The following is a 14,930-nucleotide window of genomic DNA, read 5'->3' on the forward strand; positions in this document are numbered from 1 at the left end:
ACCGAGGTCGCGGCGGGCCCTTCCGCATGTCCGGACGCGGCGTCAGGCCAGCTCCAGCGCCAGGTAGAAGTCCACCCGGTCCTCCAGCCGGGAGAGGTCGCGCCCGGTCAGCTCCTCGATCCGGCCGATCCGGTACCGCAGGGTGTTCACGTGGACGTGCAGCTGCGCGGCGCAGCGGGTCCAGGAGCCGTCCGAGCGCAGGAAGGCCTCCAGGGTGCGGACCAGGTCCGCCTGGTGCTCGATGTCGTACGCGATCACCGTGTCCAGCAGCCGGCTGCGGAAGGCCCGGCGCACCTCGTCCGGGACGGCGGCCAGCAGCAGCACGTGCGAGGCGAGCTCCTCGGGGCCCGCGACGCAGACCCGGCCGACCCGGGAGGCGGCGATCCGGCGGGCGTGCCGGGCCTCCTCCAGGGCGCCGCGCAGGCCGCCGGCCCCGGCGGCGGGGGCGGAGACGCCGAGGGTGATCCGGCCCTCCGAGCCGAGCCCGGCCTCCAGCGGGGCGAGCAGTTCGCGCAGGGCGTCGGCGGGCACCGGGGCGTCCAGGACGGGCAGCACCACCACGGCGCCGGTGCCCGTCCCGGCGACCAGGGCGCGGTCGGTGGCGCCGCCGAGCGCCTCCTCCAGCACCGCCCGTACGGCGCCCTCCGGCAGGCCGGTGCCCTCGGCGCTGAGCACCAGCCAGGAGCCGTCCTCCGCCTGGGACTTGGCCCCGGGGCCCTCGTAGCGGGCGGCCATCGCCGAGGAGGCGTACAGGGCGCGACCGACCTCGGCCGGGTCGGCGTCGCGGCGCAGCAGGGCGAGCAGCTCGTCGGCGAGGCGGCGGCGCAGCCGGCGGCCCTCGTCGCGGCGGTGGCGCTCGGCGGCGACCAGCCGGGCCAGGTTCTCGGCGAGCTGCTGGCGCTTGGTGGTCCACTCGGTGACGTCGCCGGCCACCGCGAGCACCCAGTCGGCCAGCAGGCCGCCGCCGGCCGGCGGCTCGTCGTGCTCGGCGGAGGCCGGGGCGGGCAGCAGCGAGAAGGAGCCGGCGGCCAGCCGGGCCCGGTGCGGGGGGCGGCGGCGCTGGCGCTGGGCGGCGAGGTGGGCGCGGACCAGCTGGTCGCGGTCCTGGGCGGAGAGCCGGTCGGCGGGGCCGGCGATCACCGCGCCGGTCGGGGTGAGCACCCAGCAGTCCAGGTCGAGGTCGCCGCCGAGCAGGTCGAGCACCGCGTCCAGTCCGCCGCCGCCGGCCGCCGAGACCAGCAGGCGGTGCCGGTCGACCAGGGCGGCGAGGTCGGCGGCCCGGTCGGCGGAGACCTGGCGGCCGATGAACTCGGTGACGGTGCCGAAGGCGATGTCGTCGGGGACGGCGAGCAGCGGCATCCGGTGCCGGCGGCAGGCCTCGACCAGGTCCTCGGGCACCGGGCCGACCTCGGCCTCGCCGGCCGCGAGGGCCACCGCGCCGCCGGCCGCGAGGGTGCGGACGAAGCGCTCGGAGTCGGCCGGGACGGTGCGCCAGAGCATGCCGGTGAGCACCAGTTCGCCGCCGTGCAGGTAGCGGCCCGGGTCCTGGAGGTCCGTCGTCATCACGCCGCTGACCTGCCGGTCCAGCTCTTCCTCGGCCGCGAGCAGGCGCAGTCGCGGGGCGCCGGGGGCGAGCAGGTCACGGACGCGCATCCGCGGACTCCTTAACGGGGGCTTGGGGGGAGGGTGAAGGGGTAACGATAGGGCCTGTCCGGGCGGGCGTCCGCCCGGGTCCGTGGCCCGGGTCCGTAGCCCGCGCGTCACGGCCGGATTACGGTCGTAGGTAGCACCCGGCGGACACCTGGGCTGCGAGGTTCTCCTCCTTAGAGGAACGTACAGGATGCCGGGCGGGCTCACCGCCGGGGCTTCATGCCATCGGTGACTGCCAGCGGGCCGCGTCGCGGCGGTTCACTGGGCGACACGCCGCCGGACACCCGGCGGGCGACGAAGTGAGGAGACACCCGCATGGAGTTCCTTCGGCCCGCCACCTGGGACGAGGCACTCGCGGCGAAGGCCGAGTACCCGACCGCGCTGCCCGTTTCGGGTGGCACGGACGTCATGGTCGAGCTGAACTTCGACGTGCACCGGCCGTCCGCGATCCTCGATCTGAACCGCATCACCGAACTCGCCGAATGGTCGAACGACGGCGCCGTCGTGAGGCTCGGCGCCGCGGTCCCGTACACCCGGATCATCGCGGAGCTGTCCGGTCCGCTGCCCGGGCTGGCGCTGGCGGCCCGCACCGTCGGCTCGCCGCAGATCCGCAACCGCGGCAGCGTCGGCGGCAACCTCGGCGCGGCCTCCCCGGCCGGCGACTCGCACCCGGCGCTGCTCGCGGCCGGGCGGGACGTCTTCGTCGAGGCGGCCTCGGCGCGCGGCACCCGGCTGATCCCGATCGACGACTTCTACGTCGGGGTGAAGCGCAACCTCCTGGAGGCCGACGAGCTGATCCGGGCCGTGCGCATCCCGGTGGCGGACGGGCCGCAGCAGTTCTCGAAGATCGGCACCCGCAACGCCATGGTGATCGCGGTCTGCGCGTTCGGCTTCGCCCTGCACCCGCGGAACGGGACCGTCGGCACCGGCATCGGTTCGGCCGCCCCCACGCCGCGCCGCGCCGTCGCGGCCGAGGAGTACCTCCGGGGCGTGCTCGCCGAGCGCGGGCTGTGGGAGTCCGGGGAACTGCTGGGCACCGAGGTGGTCCAGCGCTTCGGCGAGCTGGTGAAGGCCGCGGCCTCGCCGATCGACGACGTCCGCGGCACCGCCGACTACCGGCGGCACGCGCTCGCCGTGATGGCCCGCCGCACCCTCACCTGGACCTGGAACGACTACGGCAAGCAGATCAGGAGCGCGGCATGAGGGTCACTTTCACCGCCAACGGCAGGCCGGTCGAGGCCGACGACGTGTGGGAGGGCGAGAGCCTGCTGTACGTGCTGCGCGAGCGGGTCGGCCTGCCCGGCTCGAAGAACGCCTGCGAGCAGGGCGAGTGCGGCTCCTGCACGGTCTACCTGGACGGCGTCCCGGTCTGCTCCTGCCTGGTCGCGGCCGGCCAGGTGCAGGACCGCGAGGTGCGCACGGTCGAGGGCCTGGGCAGGGAGGACGGCGAACTGGGCCTGGTCCAGCAGGCGTTCGTCGACGCCGGCGCCGTCCAGTGCGGTTTCTGCACCCCCGGCCTGCTGGTGCAGACCGACGCGCTGCTGGCCGAGGACCCGCAGCCGAGCGACGACGACATCCGCGAGGCGCTGTCCGGCAACCTGTGCCGCTGCACCGGCTACGAGAAGATCATGGACGCGGTGCGGCTGGCCTCGGCCCGCACGTGCGCGGGGACGGAGGGCGCGGCGTGAGCGCGCGGACCATCCGGGGGCAGAAGAACCTGCAGAACATCAACCAGGCGGCCAAGGACGGCATCGGCGGCTCGCCGCTGCGCCCGGACGGCAACCTGAAGGTCCGGGGCGAGTTCGCCTACTCCTCCGACCTGTGGCACGAGGACATGCTCTGGGGCACGGCGCTGCGCTCGCCGCACCCCCGGGCGAACATCCTCTCCGTGGACGTCACCGAGGCGCTCAAGGTGCCCGGGGTGTACGCGGTGCTGACGCACGAGGACATCCCCGGCTCGAAGTACTACGGCCTGGAGATCCAGGACCAGCCGGCCCTGGCCATCGACCGGATCCGCTACCACGGCGAGGCGATCGCGCTGGTCGCCGCCGACCACCCGGAGACGGCCCGCCGGGCGGTGAAGAGGATCGCGGTCGAGTACGAGGTGCTCACCCCGATCGTCACCGAGGAGCAGTGCCTCGACCCGGAGACGTACGGGTACGTGCACGAGCCGCACGAGTACAAGTCCCACGCGTACGGCAACATCTGCCACGAGCAGCGGCTGGTCTCCGGCCGCGGGGTGACCGACGAGGTGCGGGCGCTGGCGGACGTGGTCGTCAGCGGCGACTACGAGGTCGGCATGCAGGACCAGGCCTTCCTCGGCCCGGAGTCCGGCCTCGCGGTGCCCGCCGAGGACGGCGGCATCGACCTCTACATCGCCACCCAGTGGCTGCACGTCGACCGCCAGCAGATGGCGCCGGTGCTCGATCTGCCGGAGGAGAAGGTCCGGCTCACCCTGGCCGGCGTGGGCGGCGCGTTCGGCGGCCGCGAGGACCTGTCGATGCAGATCCACGCCTGCCTGCTGGCCCAGCACACCGGCAAGCCGGTCAAGATCGTCTACTCCCGGGACGAGTCCTTCTTCGGCCACGTCCACCGCCACCCGGCGCGGATGCACTACGAGCACGGCGCCACCCGGGACGGCCGGCTGGTCTACGCCGACTGCCGGATCGTGCTGGACGGCGGCGCATACGCCTCCGCCTCCCCCGCCGTGGTCGGCAACGCGGCCTCGCTCGGGCACGGCCCGTACGTGATCCCCAACGTGCGGATGCACGCCATCGCGCTGTACAGCAACAACCCGTCCTGCGGGGCGATGCGCGGCTTCGGCGCGGTGCAGGCGGCGTTCGGCTACGAGTCGCAGATGGACAAGCTGGCCGCCGCACTGGGCATGGACCCGGTGGAGCTGCGGCAGCTCAACGCGATGTCCGAGGGCGACTTCATGCCCACCGGCCAGCGGATCGACTCCCCCGCGCCGGTGGCCGAACTGCTGCGGCGGGCCAAGGAGATGCCGCTGCCGCCGCCGCTGGACACCGAGCACCTCGACGTGCGCCGGCTGCCCGGCGCGCTGTCCAACACCTCGCACGGCGAGGGGATCGTCCGCGGCGTCGGCTACTCGGTCGGCATCAAGAACGTCGGCTTCTCCGAGGGCTTCGACGACTACTCCACCGCCCGGGTGCGGCTGGAGGTGATCGGCGGCGAGCCGGTCGCCATGGTGCACACCGCGGCGGCCGAGGTCGGCCAGGGCGGCGTCACGGTGCACGCCCAGATCGCCCGCACCGAGCTGGGCGTCGAGCAGGTCACCATCCACCCGGCCAACACCGAGGTGGGGTCGGCCGGTTCGACCTCCGCCTCGCGCCAGACGTACATGACGGGCGGGGCGGTGAAGCTGGCCGCCGAGGCGGTCCGCCGGGAGCTGTTCGACAAGGGGCGCCGGCGCTACGGCTGGACCCACGACGACCTGGTGCTGACCGACGGCAAGGTGGTGTCGAAGAGCGCCGGCGCGCTGGTCTCCATCGTCGACCTGCTCGGCGACGAGGCCGTCGAGCAGACCCGCGAACATCACCACCGGCCCACCCAGGCCTTCGACAAGGAGACCGGCCAGGGCTTCGGCCACGTCCAGTACACCTTCTGCGCCAACCGCGCGGTGGTGGACGTGGACGTGGAGCTGGGCCTGGTCAAGGTGGTCGAGCTCACCGCCGTCCAGGACGTCGGCAAGGCGCTCAACCCGCTCTCCGTGGTCGGCCAGATCCAGGGCGGCTGCACCCAGGCGCTGGGCCTCGCGGTGATGGAGGAGATCATCGTGCGGGACGGCAAGGTGCGCAACGCCTCCTTCACCGACTACCTGATCCCCACCATCCTGGACACCCCGCCGATCCCGGTGGAGGTGCTCGAACTGCCCGACCCCAACGCCCCGTACGGGCTGCGCGGGGTCGGCGAGGCGCCGACCGTGTCGGCGACGCCATCCATCGTGGCCGCCATCCGCAACGCCACCGGGCTGGCGCTCAACCGGATCCCGGTCCGGCCGGAGCACCTGACCACCGAACGGCCGCTCTGACGACCGGAGTTCGTCCTCCCCGGGGCGGCGGCCGCCTTCCCCGCCGCCCCGAGGGCACTCCCCGCTGCCCGGGGGCGTCCCCGCCACCCGGGAGGCGTCCCCGTACAGCCGCTGCCCTGCCCACCCCGGGGCCCGCAGCGGTGCGCACCACCCTCCGATGCGCCGCGGGCACTCCCCCGCTGCCCAGGAGCGCCCCGTGAGTCGATACGTCCCCCTACGCCGCTTCGTTGACCGGCGGTCAGGTCGGCTCGCCCACCCCAACCCCCCTTGATACTTGGGATGGACATGACCATGATCCCCACGGAGCCCGGCACCACCGAAGACGGACCCACCGAGGACGGACCCACCGAAGACGGACCCGCCGGGAACGAACCCGGGACGTCGCCCCAGGGCGCCCCGCGCCCCACCGGCGCGCTGGACGCCTACTTCAGGATCTCGGCCCGGGGATCGACCCTCGCCAACGAACTGCGCGGTGGGGTCACCACCTTCATGGCGATGGCGTACATCATCCTGCTCAACCCGCTCATCCTGAGCGGCGCGGACGCGACCGGCGCCACACTGGACCCCGCCGCGCTGACCACCGCCACCGCGCTGGCCGCCGCCGTCACCACCGTCCTGATGGGCCTGGTCGGCAACGTGCCGCTCGCCCTCGCCGCCGGGCTCTCCGTCTCCGGCGCGGTCTCCGCGCTGGTCGTCCCGCACACCACCTGGGCGCAGGCCATGGGCCTGTGCGTGATCTACGGCCTGCTGATCGTGCTGCTGGTCGTCTCCGGGCTGCGCGAGCGGATCATGAACGGCATCCCGCTGCCGCTCAAGCACGCCATCACCATCGGCATCGGCCTGTTCGTCACGGTGATCGGCCTCTACAAGGCCGGGTTCATGCACACCGGCGGCCCCACCCCGCTCTCGCTCGGCCCGACCGGCGAGCTGTCCGGCTGGCCGGTGCTGGTCTTCTGCGTCACCCTGCTGGCGATCTTCGTGCTGATGGCGCGCGGCGTCCGCGGCGCGATCCTGCTCGGCATCGCCGGCGGCACCGTGCTCGCGGTGATCGTCAACCGGGCCGCCCACGTGCCCGCCGGGGCCTGGCGGAACTCGGTGCCGGTCTGGCCCGGCAGCCCGGTCTCCGCACCGGACTTCGGCCTGTTCGGCCACGTCGACCTGTTCGGCGCGTTCGGCGGCCACGGCATGGGCGCGATCAGCGCCTCGGTCGCGGTGTTCACCCTGGTGCTGGCCGGCTTCTTCGACGCGATGGCCACCATCATCGGCGTCGGCACCGAGGCCGGACTGGCCGACCGACGGGGCCGGATGCCCGGACTGTCCAAGGCGCTGTTCATCGACGGCGCGGGCGGCGCGGTCGGCGGCCTGGCGGGCGCCTCCGGACAGACCGTCTTCGTCGAGTCCGCCACCGGCGTCGGCGACGGCGCCCGCACCGGGCTCGCCTCCACCGTCACCGGCGCCCTGTTCGCCCTGATGCTGTTCTTCTCGCCGATCGCCGGGATCGTCCCGGTCGAGGTGGCCTCGGCCGCCCTGGTCGTGATCGGCTCGATGATGATGAGCCAGGCACGGCACATCGACTGGTCCGACCGCGAGGTGGCCGTCCCGGCGTTCCTCACCTGCGTGCTGATGCCGTTCACGTACAGCATCACCGCGGGCGTCGCGGCCGGCGTCATCTCGTACACCGTCATCAAGGCCGGGGTGGGGCGTCGGCGCGAGCCCGGGGCGCTGATGTGGATCCTCACCGCGGTGTTCGTGGTGTACTTCGCGATCACCCCGGTCAAGTCCTGGCTGGGCGTGCACTAGGCACCCGGGCGCCTTCGCCCTGTTCGCGCTCACGTCGGGCAGGACCGCCTCGGGTGCCACCGCCGCCGTACGGGATCGTTTCCCGTACGGCGGCGTCTCCCGCTACTGTCGAAACCGTGTAAGGAGCCTCCCCCATGCAGGACATCGCCGAGCAACTGCGGGCCTGGCACGCGTCCGGGCGCTCCTTCGCCGTGGCCACCGTGGTCGGCGTCTCCGGCAGCGCTCCGCGCGACCCCGGGGCGGCGCTGGCCGTGGACGCGGACGGCGAGGCGGTCGGCAGCGTCTCCGGCGGGTGCGTCGAGGGCGCGGTGTACGAGCTGTGCCGGGCCGCCCTGGCGAGCGGCGAGCCGGTGCTGGAACGCTTCGGGTACAGCGACGAGGACGCCTTCGCGGTGGGCCTGACCTGCGGCGGCGTCCTGGACGTGTTCGTCCAGCCGGTGGTGCCGGGGGCCGACGCCGGGCTGGACACCGGGATCGCGCACATCGCAGCCGGCACACCGGTGGCCCTGGTCCGGGTGATCGCCGGGCCGGGCGGGGCGGGCGGGACAGGCGGACCGGGCGGGCTGGTCGGGGCCACCCTGGCGGTCACCGCGGACGGCGTGGCCGGCGCGCTCTCGCCGACGCCCTCGACGGTCGGCGCCCTGGAGCGGGCGATCGTCGTGCGGGCCCGGGCGATGCTGGAGGCCGGACGCACCGGCCGGCTGGTGCTCGGCCTGGACGGCCGCCCCTGCGACGAACACCGCCGGGGCACCGTCACCTGCTTCGTCGAGTCGTACGTGCCCGCGCCGCGGATGCTGGTGTTCGGGGCGATCGACTTCGCGGCCGCGGTGGTGCGGATCGGCAAGTTCCTCGGCTACCACGTGACCGTCTGCGACGCCCGGCCGGTCTTCGCCACCGCCCGCCGCTTCCCGGCGGCCGACGAGGTGGTGGTCGACTGGCCGCACCGCTACCTGGACTCCCAACTCGGCCGGATCGACGGACGCACCGTGCTCTGCGTGCTCACCCACGACGCCAAGTTCGACATCCCGCTGCTGGAGCGCGCCCTGCGGCTGCCGGTCGGCTACGTCGGCGCGATGGGATCGCGCCGCACCCACCGGGAGCGCGCCGCCCGGCTCCGCGAGGCGGGGCTCACCGAGGCCGAACTGGCCCGGCTGCGCTCCCCGATCGGCCTGGACCTCGGCTCCCGCACCCCGGAGGAGACGGCGGTCTCGGTCGCCGCCGAGATCGTCGCCCACCGGCGCGGCGGCAGCTGCCTGCCGCTGAGCGCCTCGGACGGGCCGATCCACCACGACCTGTCGCGAACGGGGACGGAGGGTGACGAGGGCGGCGCGGCCGGCGGCCCGACACCCCGTACCCACGCGGCCTGAGCCGGGAGCGGCTCCGGTGCCGCTCACGTTGCGTGGCCACCGGCGCGGCGGGAGGCTGGAGTTGCGGACTCGCCCCGAGCCCGGGGAAGGAGCGGGCATCATGCGTGCCCTGCTGGAGGTCGAACTCGACACCGCGGCCTCGAACAAGCTGATCAGCGACGGAACCATGGCCGAAGGGATCCAGCGCGTGCTGGCCCAACTGAAGCCGGAGGCGGCCTACTTCCTCAACCGCAACGGAAGCCGCGGCATGGTCATGGTCGTCGACGTCCCGGACGAGGCCTCGCTGCCGTCTATCGCCGAACCGTTCTGGGCCCAGCTGAACGCCACCGTCGACCTGCACATCTGCATGAACGCGGACGAACTCATGGAAGGGCTGAAGCGTCTCGGCCGCTGAGCGGCCGGGCCGCCCTAGTCGGTCAGCGCCAGCTTCACGCCGAAGCCCACCACCACCGCGCCGGTCACCCGGTCCATCAGGCGCCGGGCGGCCGGGCGGCGCAGCCAGCCGCGCAGCACGCGGGCGAAACCCACCAGGACGGTCGACCAGAGCAGGCCCTCCACGACGTGCACGCAGGTCAGCGCCACACCGGCGGCGAAGTGCGGGACGCCGACCGGGATGAACTGCGGAAGCACGGCCACGTAGAAGACCCCGACCTTGGGGTTCAGCAGGTTGGTCAGCGTGCCCCGCCGCCAGCCGTGCGCGAACCCGCCGTCCTCCGGCTCCTCCTCGGCCGCCGCCTCGCCACCACGGTTGCGCAGCATCCCGATGCCCATCCACACCAGGTACGCCGCGCCCGCCCACCGCAGGACCTCGTACGCCACCTGCGAGGCGGTGAGCAGCGCCGTCACCCCGGCCGAGGTCAGCGTCCCCCAGAGCAGCGTCCCGGTCTGGATCCCCAGCACGACCCCCCACGCCTGCCGGCGCCGCCCCAACGCGGAGGTCCGCAGGACCAGCGCCGTATCGAGCCCGGGCGTGAGCGTGAGCAGCCCCACGACGAGGGCGAAGGACCACAGGGCCGTTGTCATCTCCATGGGCCTCGATGCTCTCACAGCCCCGGGCCGCCGCGGGCCGCCCGGGGCGGGACCCTTCCGGGTAGCCGGTCAGGTGACGTTGAGGCGGGCGGCGAGGCGCAGGAGGCCGGGGCTGAGGCGGGAGAGGAAGCGGGCGGCCTTGGCCTCCGGGGTGACGGGGACGACGGGCCGGCCGGTGCGGACGGCGGTGAGGATGGCGGTGGCGACCTTCTCCGGGGGGAAGCCGCGGCGGGCGTAGAGCTTCGCGGCGCGGGCCTGCTTGGCGGCCTGCTCGGTGGAGGTGGTGGCGGAGAAGGTGGAGGTGCGGGTGATGTTGGTGTTGACGATGCCGGGGCAGATGGTGGAGACGCCGATGCCGTGGCCGACGAACTCGGCGCGCAGGCAGTCGGAGAGCATGAACACCGCGGCCTTGCTGGTGGCGTAGGCGGTGAGCGCCTTGGACGGCAGGTAGGCGGCGGCGGAGGAGACGTTGACGATGTGGCCGCCCTGGCCGCGGTCGGCCATCAGGGTGCCGAAGGCGCGGCAGCCGTGGATCACTCCCCAGAGGTTGACGTCCAGGACCCGCTGCCACTCCTTCTCGGTGGTCTGCAGGAACGTCCCGGAGTGCCCGATTCCCGCGTTGTTGACCATGACGTCGGGCACCCCGTGCTCGGCCGCGACGGTCTGCGCGAAGGCGTCCACCGCAGCGCCGTCGGAGACGTCCACCCGGTAGGCGTGCGCCTGCGGGCCGATCAGCGAGGCGAGTTCGGCGGTGCGCTCGGCGGCCGCGAGGTCGAGGTCGCAGACCACCACCCGGGCGCCGTCCTCGGCGAAGGCGAGCGCGGTGGCCCGGCCGATGCCACTGCCGCCGCCGGTGACCACGACCAGCCGGCCGTCGCCCTCCTCCGGTCGGGTCCGCCCCTCGTCGGTGCGGGCGGTGAACTCGCGGACCAGTCCGGCCACGGTGGCTCCCTTCTCCAGCAGCGCCGACCAGTGGCCGGCGTGCAGCGTCCTGCGGGTCAGGTTCGGTGCCCAGCGCTCCAGCCCCTCGGAGAGGTAGGTGCCGACGTACCGGTCCCGGGTGAGGGTGATCAGCTGGACCGGCACCTCGGTCGGCCGCTCGCGCGGACTGCCCAGGGCGGGGCGGAAGTTGGCCCGGTACAGCTCGATGCCGCGGACCGCGTCGCGGCGCAGGGTGGGCTGCGGGTGGTCGGCGCGCGGGGTGACGTGCTCCAGGTCGCGCAGCACCCTCGGCCAGGCCCGGGCCAGGCCGAGGCGCCAGACACCGGGGGCGAGGTAGGGCAGGTGGAAGGCGGTGATGTACCAGGAGTGCAGGCCCTGGTGGAGCAGCTGGCCCAGGTGGCGGGGGGTGGGGCGGCGCAGCCGGTGGCGCAGCCAGTGGCCCATGTGGTCCAGGCTGGGGCCGGACAGGGTGGTGTACGAGGCGATCCGGCGCTCGGCGCCGGGTGCGGTGACGGCCTCCCAGGACTGGATCGAGCCCCAGTCGTGGGCGAGCAGGTGCACCGGGCGGTCGGGGCTGACGGCGTCGGCGACGGCGAACAGGTCCTCGGCGAGGTGCTCCAGGCGGTAGCCGGACCGGTCGGCGGGGGCGGCCGACTCCCCGGCGCCGCGCACGTCGTAGCGGACCACGTGGTGGTCGCGGGCGAGGTCGGCGGCGATGTCGTCCCAGACGGTGTGGGTGTCGGGGTAGCCGTGCACGAGGAGGACGGTGGGGGCGTCCGGGTCGCCCTGCTCGAAGACGGCGAGCGGGAGGCCGCCGGAGTGGACGGTCCGGCGGCGGACCGGGGGCTTCGGCTGCGCCTGGGGCTTCGTCGGGAACGTCATCGGGTGGCCTCCAGGGTGGCGGTCGGCTCGGCGGTCTCTTCCGTGGTGGCCGGCTCGGCGGTGGCGGTGGCGGCGGTGGTGGCGGCGGTCCAGCGGCGGACGTGCGGCAGGTCGTCGTCGAGCCAGTAGGCGTCGTCCTCGGTGACCACCAGCAGTTCCTCGAACTTGATGCCCACGCCCCGGAAGCCGATGTGCGGCTCGACCGCCCACAGCCCCGGGGTGGGCGCGTGCCGGGACGACCGCCCGTCGGCCCAGAGCGGCGAACGGCCGTGCAGCCGCTCGGAGACGAGCTCGCGGCCGAGGGTCTGGAGGGTGCGCACCCCGAAGCCGAAGACGTTCACCCCGGCCGGGCCGCGCGCGGTGTTGCGGGTGACCTGGTGGCCGATCACCCGGCCCGGGTAGACCTGGTGGCGGTTGTCGTAGCCGTGCGCGGCGATCTGGGCGTCCACCGCGGCGTACACCTCGGCGAGCGGCCTGCGGGCCCGCACCTCGGCGAGGATCAGCTCACGGTAGACCTTCAGGTCGGCGGCCAGGCGGTCCCAGACCCGGTTCTCGCCGACCTTGCCGCCGTAGCCGATGTCGGCGGTGTAGCCGTCCACCACGGGCGCGCAGTCCAGCACGTACGGCATGCCCTCCGCCAACCGGCGGTTGCCGGCGAAGAACTGGAGCGGGGTGTGGAAGTGCCGGAACGCCGTCCGGTCGCCGAACCAGGCGAAGGGGACGTGGAAGAAGTCCTGCACCCCGGCGGCGACCAGGCGGCGGCGCAGCTCGGCGGTGGTCTGCCGCTCGGTGACGCCGGGTTCGATCCAGGCCGCGACCTGTTCGGCGCAGTGGTAGGCGAGCTGCTGGGTCTCGCGGAAGCGGGCGAGGTCGCGCTCGGTGTAGCGGAAGGCGGGGGTCGCTTTCGCCATGGCGGAGCTCCTTCTAGAGGTCGAGCACGAGGGTCTCACCCTCGGCGGCCCGGGAGACGCAGGGCAGCAGGGCGCCGGCGGCGCGCTGCTCGGGGGTGAGCCGGCGGTCCCGGTGGTCGGGCGAGCCGGCCAGCAGGCGGACCTCGCAGGTGCCGCAGAAGCCCTGGTGGCAGGAGTACGGGAGGTCCGGGCGGGCCTCGCGCAGCACGTCCAGGGCGGAGCGGTCGGCGGGCACGTCGAGGGTCGGACCGTCGGTGCCGAGTCGGACGGCGAACGGCTCGCCGTCGGTGACCGGGGCGGCGCCGAAGCGCTCGAAGTGCAGGGAGGCGGCCGGGGAGCCGTCCAGGGCGCGCTGCACGGCGGAGAGCATCGGGGCCGGACCGCAGCAGTAGACGGCGGCGCCACGCGGGGCGTGGGCGAGCAGTTCGGCGCCGGTGGGGACGCCGCCGTGCTCGTCGTCGGTGCGCAGCACCACCCGGTGCGGGTCGAGGGCGCGCAGCTCGTCCGCGTACGGGAGGGTGTCGGCACTGCGGCCGACGTGCACCAGGCGCCAGTCCAGGCCGTGCCGTTGTGCCTCCCGGGCCATCGGGAGCAGCGGGGTGATGCCGATGCCGCCGGCCAGCAGGAGGACGGCGGGCTCGGCGCAGAAGGCGAAGCCGTTGCGCGGGCGGCGGGCGGTGAGCCGGGTGCCGGGGTGCAGGGCGTCGTGGACCTCGACGGACCCGCCGCCGCCCTCGGGCAGCCGCCGGACGGCGATGCGGTAGGCGGTGCGGTCGGCCGGGTCGCCGCTGAGGGAGTAGTGGCGCTCGCGGCCGGAGGGCAGGACGAGGCGCAGGTGGGCGCCGGGCTGCCAGCCGGGCAGCGGGCCGCCGGAGGGGTCGGTGAGCCGCAACTCGACGACGTCGGCCGCCAGTCGGCGGCGTTCGGCGACGACCAGCTGGAGCGGCGGAGTGGGGCGGCTGAGCGGGCGGCGGGGGTTGCGGCGCAGCAGGGGGCTGCCGAGGGCCGGGGAGTAGCGGTCGCCGAAGGCGGTGAGCCGGCGCATGAATCCGTCGGCACGGGGGCGGCCGTAGAGGTCGGGGGGCGGGGTGTGCAGGTCCATCCGGCGGGGTCCTTGGGGTGGGGAGGGAGAGGGGGCTGTCGCCCGCGTCAGCCGCGCCCGGCGGCCGCGCGGGCGGCCGGGGAGGCGGCGAGGTAGCCCAGCGCCTGGCTGGACGAGCCCTCCTGGGTCGGGTGGTAGCCCGGCCGCAGGTAGCGCAGCCCGGAGCGGACCGACTTGACCGGGTCCGGCAGCAGTCCGCGCTTCGCGATCCGGCCGGCCTCCCGCCAGGTGGGCTTGAGCCGCCCCGCCAGGGTGGGGTCGGCGGCGAGCAGGAACCGGGCGCCGCGCACCCAGAGGTGCACCAGCAGCGGCCCGGAGACGGCCATTCCGCGCACCCGGCGGAGGTATCCCGGGTCCAGGTGGACCATCAGGTCGTAGGCGACGCTGCGGTGCTCGACCTCCTCCGCGCCGTGCCAGCGCAGCAGGTCCAGCATCGTCGGGTCCGCCTTGGCCCGGTCCAGGCCCGGGGAGTTGAGCGCCCAGTTGCCGAGGAAGGCGGTGAAGTGCTCGATCGCCGCGATGAAGGCGACCCGCTCGATGACGTTCTCGCGCTGCCGGGCCGGCGACAGCCCCGGCTTGTCGCCGAGGACGCGCTGGAACAGCCAGGAGATCTGCCGGACGTACGGCCGCGGGTCGAGCCCCTGGCCGAGCAGGTGGTCCAGGACCTCCTGGTGCGCCTCGGCGTGGATGGCCTCCTGCCCGATGAACCCGAGGACCTCCTCGCGCAGTTGCTCGTCCCGGATGAGCGGCAGCGCCTCCTTGAACACCTTGACGAACCACCGCTCGCCCTCGGGCAGCAGCAGGTGCAGCACGTTGATGACGTGGGTGGCCATCGGCTCGTCCGGGATCCAGTGCAGCGGCAGCCGGGACCAGTCGAAGCGGACGTCCCGGGGCTCCAGCACGAGGCTCTCGTGCACGCGTGCGGCGGGCGCGGCGAGGGCGGGGACGGGGGTGGAACGGGGCATGGCAGGCCCTCCTGACCTGGGACGGCGGCTCGGCTCCAGGGAAACGTACTCGCGGGTAGCCATCGGGACAAGGGGTTCGGCATCCCTTATCGACATCGAGTCTAATAAGTGACGCGCGTCGTCGGACGACGTACGCCGCCGGACCCCATGGGAAACCGCCCGACACCGCGGGAAACCGCCGCCGCGGGAAGCGCCGGACACCGTGGGAAGCGCCGGAAGCCCTGCCGTTAC

Annotated in this window: 12 protein-coding genes; 6 read left to right on the forward strand and 6 right to left on the reverse strand. The window is 74.2% G+C overall.

Annotated features, from left to right (window positions below; all coding sequences use genetic code 11):
- Positions 1–42: 42 nt before the first annotated feature.
- A complete protein-coding gene (locus ACFU6K_RS11710) occupies positions 43–1,653 on the reverse strand; it encodes a PucR family transcriptional regulator (protein WP_380662383.1) in 1,611 nt (536 codons plus the stop codon).
- A gap of 312 nt (positions 1,654–1,965) precedes the next feature.
- Between ACFU6K_RS11710 and ACFU6K_RS11715 the strand changes: the two genes are divergently transcribed.
- From ACFU6K_RS11715 to ACFU6K_RS11740, 6 genes are all read left to right on the forward strand, one after another.
- A complete protein-coding gene (locus tag ACFU6K_RS11715; protein ID WP_380662384.1) occupies positions 1,966–2,853 on the forward strand; it encodes an FAD binding domain-containing protein in 888 nt (295 codons plus the stop codon).
- Positions 2,850–3,338, forward strand: coding sequence for a (2Fe-2S)-binding protein (locus tag ACFU6K_RS11720; RefSeq protein WP_380662385.1), 489 nt, complete (start codon positions 2,850–2,852; stop codon positions 3,336–3,338). The genes ACFU6K_RS11715 and ACFU6K_RS11720 overlap by 4 nt, the downstream gene beginning before the upstream one ends.
- Positions 3,335–5,701, forward strand: a complete 2,367-nt coding sequence (gene pucD, locus ACFU6K_RS11725) for a xanthine dehydrogenase subunit D (RefSeq protein ID WP_380662386.1) — start codon at positions 3,335–3,337, stop codon at positions 5,699–5,701. The genes ACFU6K_RS11720 and pucD overlap by 4 nt, the downstream gene beginning before the upstream one ends.
- A gap of 285 nt (positions 5,702–5,986) precedes the next feature.
- Complete coding sequence (locus tag ACFU6K_RS11730; protein WP_380662387.1) at positions 5,987–7,501, forward strand: NCS2 family permease; 1,515 nt, start codon at positions 5,987–5,989, stop codon at positions 7,499–7,501.
- Between the two features lie 134 nt (positions 7,502–7,635).
- On the forward strand, positions 7,636–8,868 hold the full coding sequence (locus ACFU6K_RS11735) for an XdhC family protein (RefSeq protein ID WP_380662388.1): 1,233 nt from the start codon (positions 7,636–7,638) through the stop codon (positions 8,866–8,868).
- A 100-nt stretch (positions 8,869–8,968) separates the two neighbouring features.
- Positions 8,969–9,262: a hypothetical protein gene (locus tag ACFU6K_RS11740; RefSeq protein WP_380662389.1), complete on the forward strand. Its 294-nt coding sequence runs from the start codon at positions 8,969–8,971 to the stop codon at positions 9,260–9,262.
- 14 nt (positions 9,263–9,276) lie between these two features.
- On the opposite strand, the gene ACFU6K_RS11745 is transcribed toward ACFU6K_RS11740, so the two are convergent.
- The 5 genes from ACFU6K_RS11745 to ACFU6K_RS11765 form a co-directional block, all read right to left on the reverse strand.
- Positions 9,277–9,897: a LysE family translocator gene (locus ACFU6K_RS11745; protein WP_380662390.1), complete on the reverse strand. Its 621-nt coding sequence runs from the start codon at positions 9,895–9,897 to the stop codon at positions 9,277–9,279.
- A 69-nt stretch (positions 9,898–9,966) separates the two neighbouring features.
- Entirely contained in the window at positions 9,967–11,721 is a 1,755-nt protein-coding gene (locus ACFU6K_RS11750) for an SDR family oxidoreductase (protein WP_380662391.1), read from the reverse strand.
- Positions 11,718–12,632 (reverse strand): M24 family metallopeptidase, encoded by a 915-nt coding sequence (locus ACFU6K_RS11755; protein ID WP_380662392.1) that lies wholly within the window; start codon positions 12,630–12,632, stop codon positions 11,718–11,720. The genes ACFU6K_RS11750 and ACFU6K_RS11755 overlap by 4 nt, the downstream gene beginning before the upstream one ends.
- Before the next feature lie 13 nt (positions 12,633–12,645).
- Positions 12,646–13,734 carry a PDR/VanB family oxidoreductase gene (locus ACFU6K_RS11760; RefSeq protein ID WP_380662393.1) on the reverse strand — a complete coding sequence of 363 codons (1,089 nt, stop codon included), beginning with the start codon at positions 13,732–13,734 and terminating at the stop codon, positions 12,646–12,648.
- A 47-nt stretch (positions 13,735–13,781) separates the two neighbouring features.
- Positions 13,782–14,699 (reverse strand): metal-dependent hydrolase, encoded by a 918-nt coding sequence (locus tag ACFU6K_RS11765; RefSeq protein ID WP_049657802.1) that lies wholly within the window; start codon positions 14,697–14,699, stop codon positions 13,782–13,784.
- Positions 14,700–14,930 lie beyond the last annotated feature (231 nt).

Origin of the sequence: Kitasatospora sp. NPDC057512 (genome assembly GCF_042802135.1) — a bacterium.
Taxonomy (GTDB): Bacteria; Actinomycetota; Actinomycetes; order Streptomycetales; family Streptomycetaceae; genus Kitasatospora.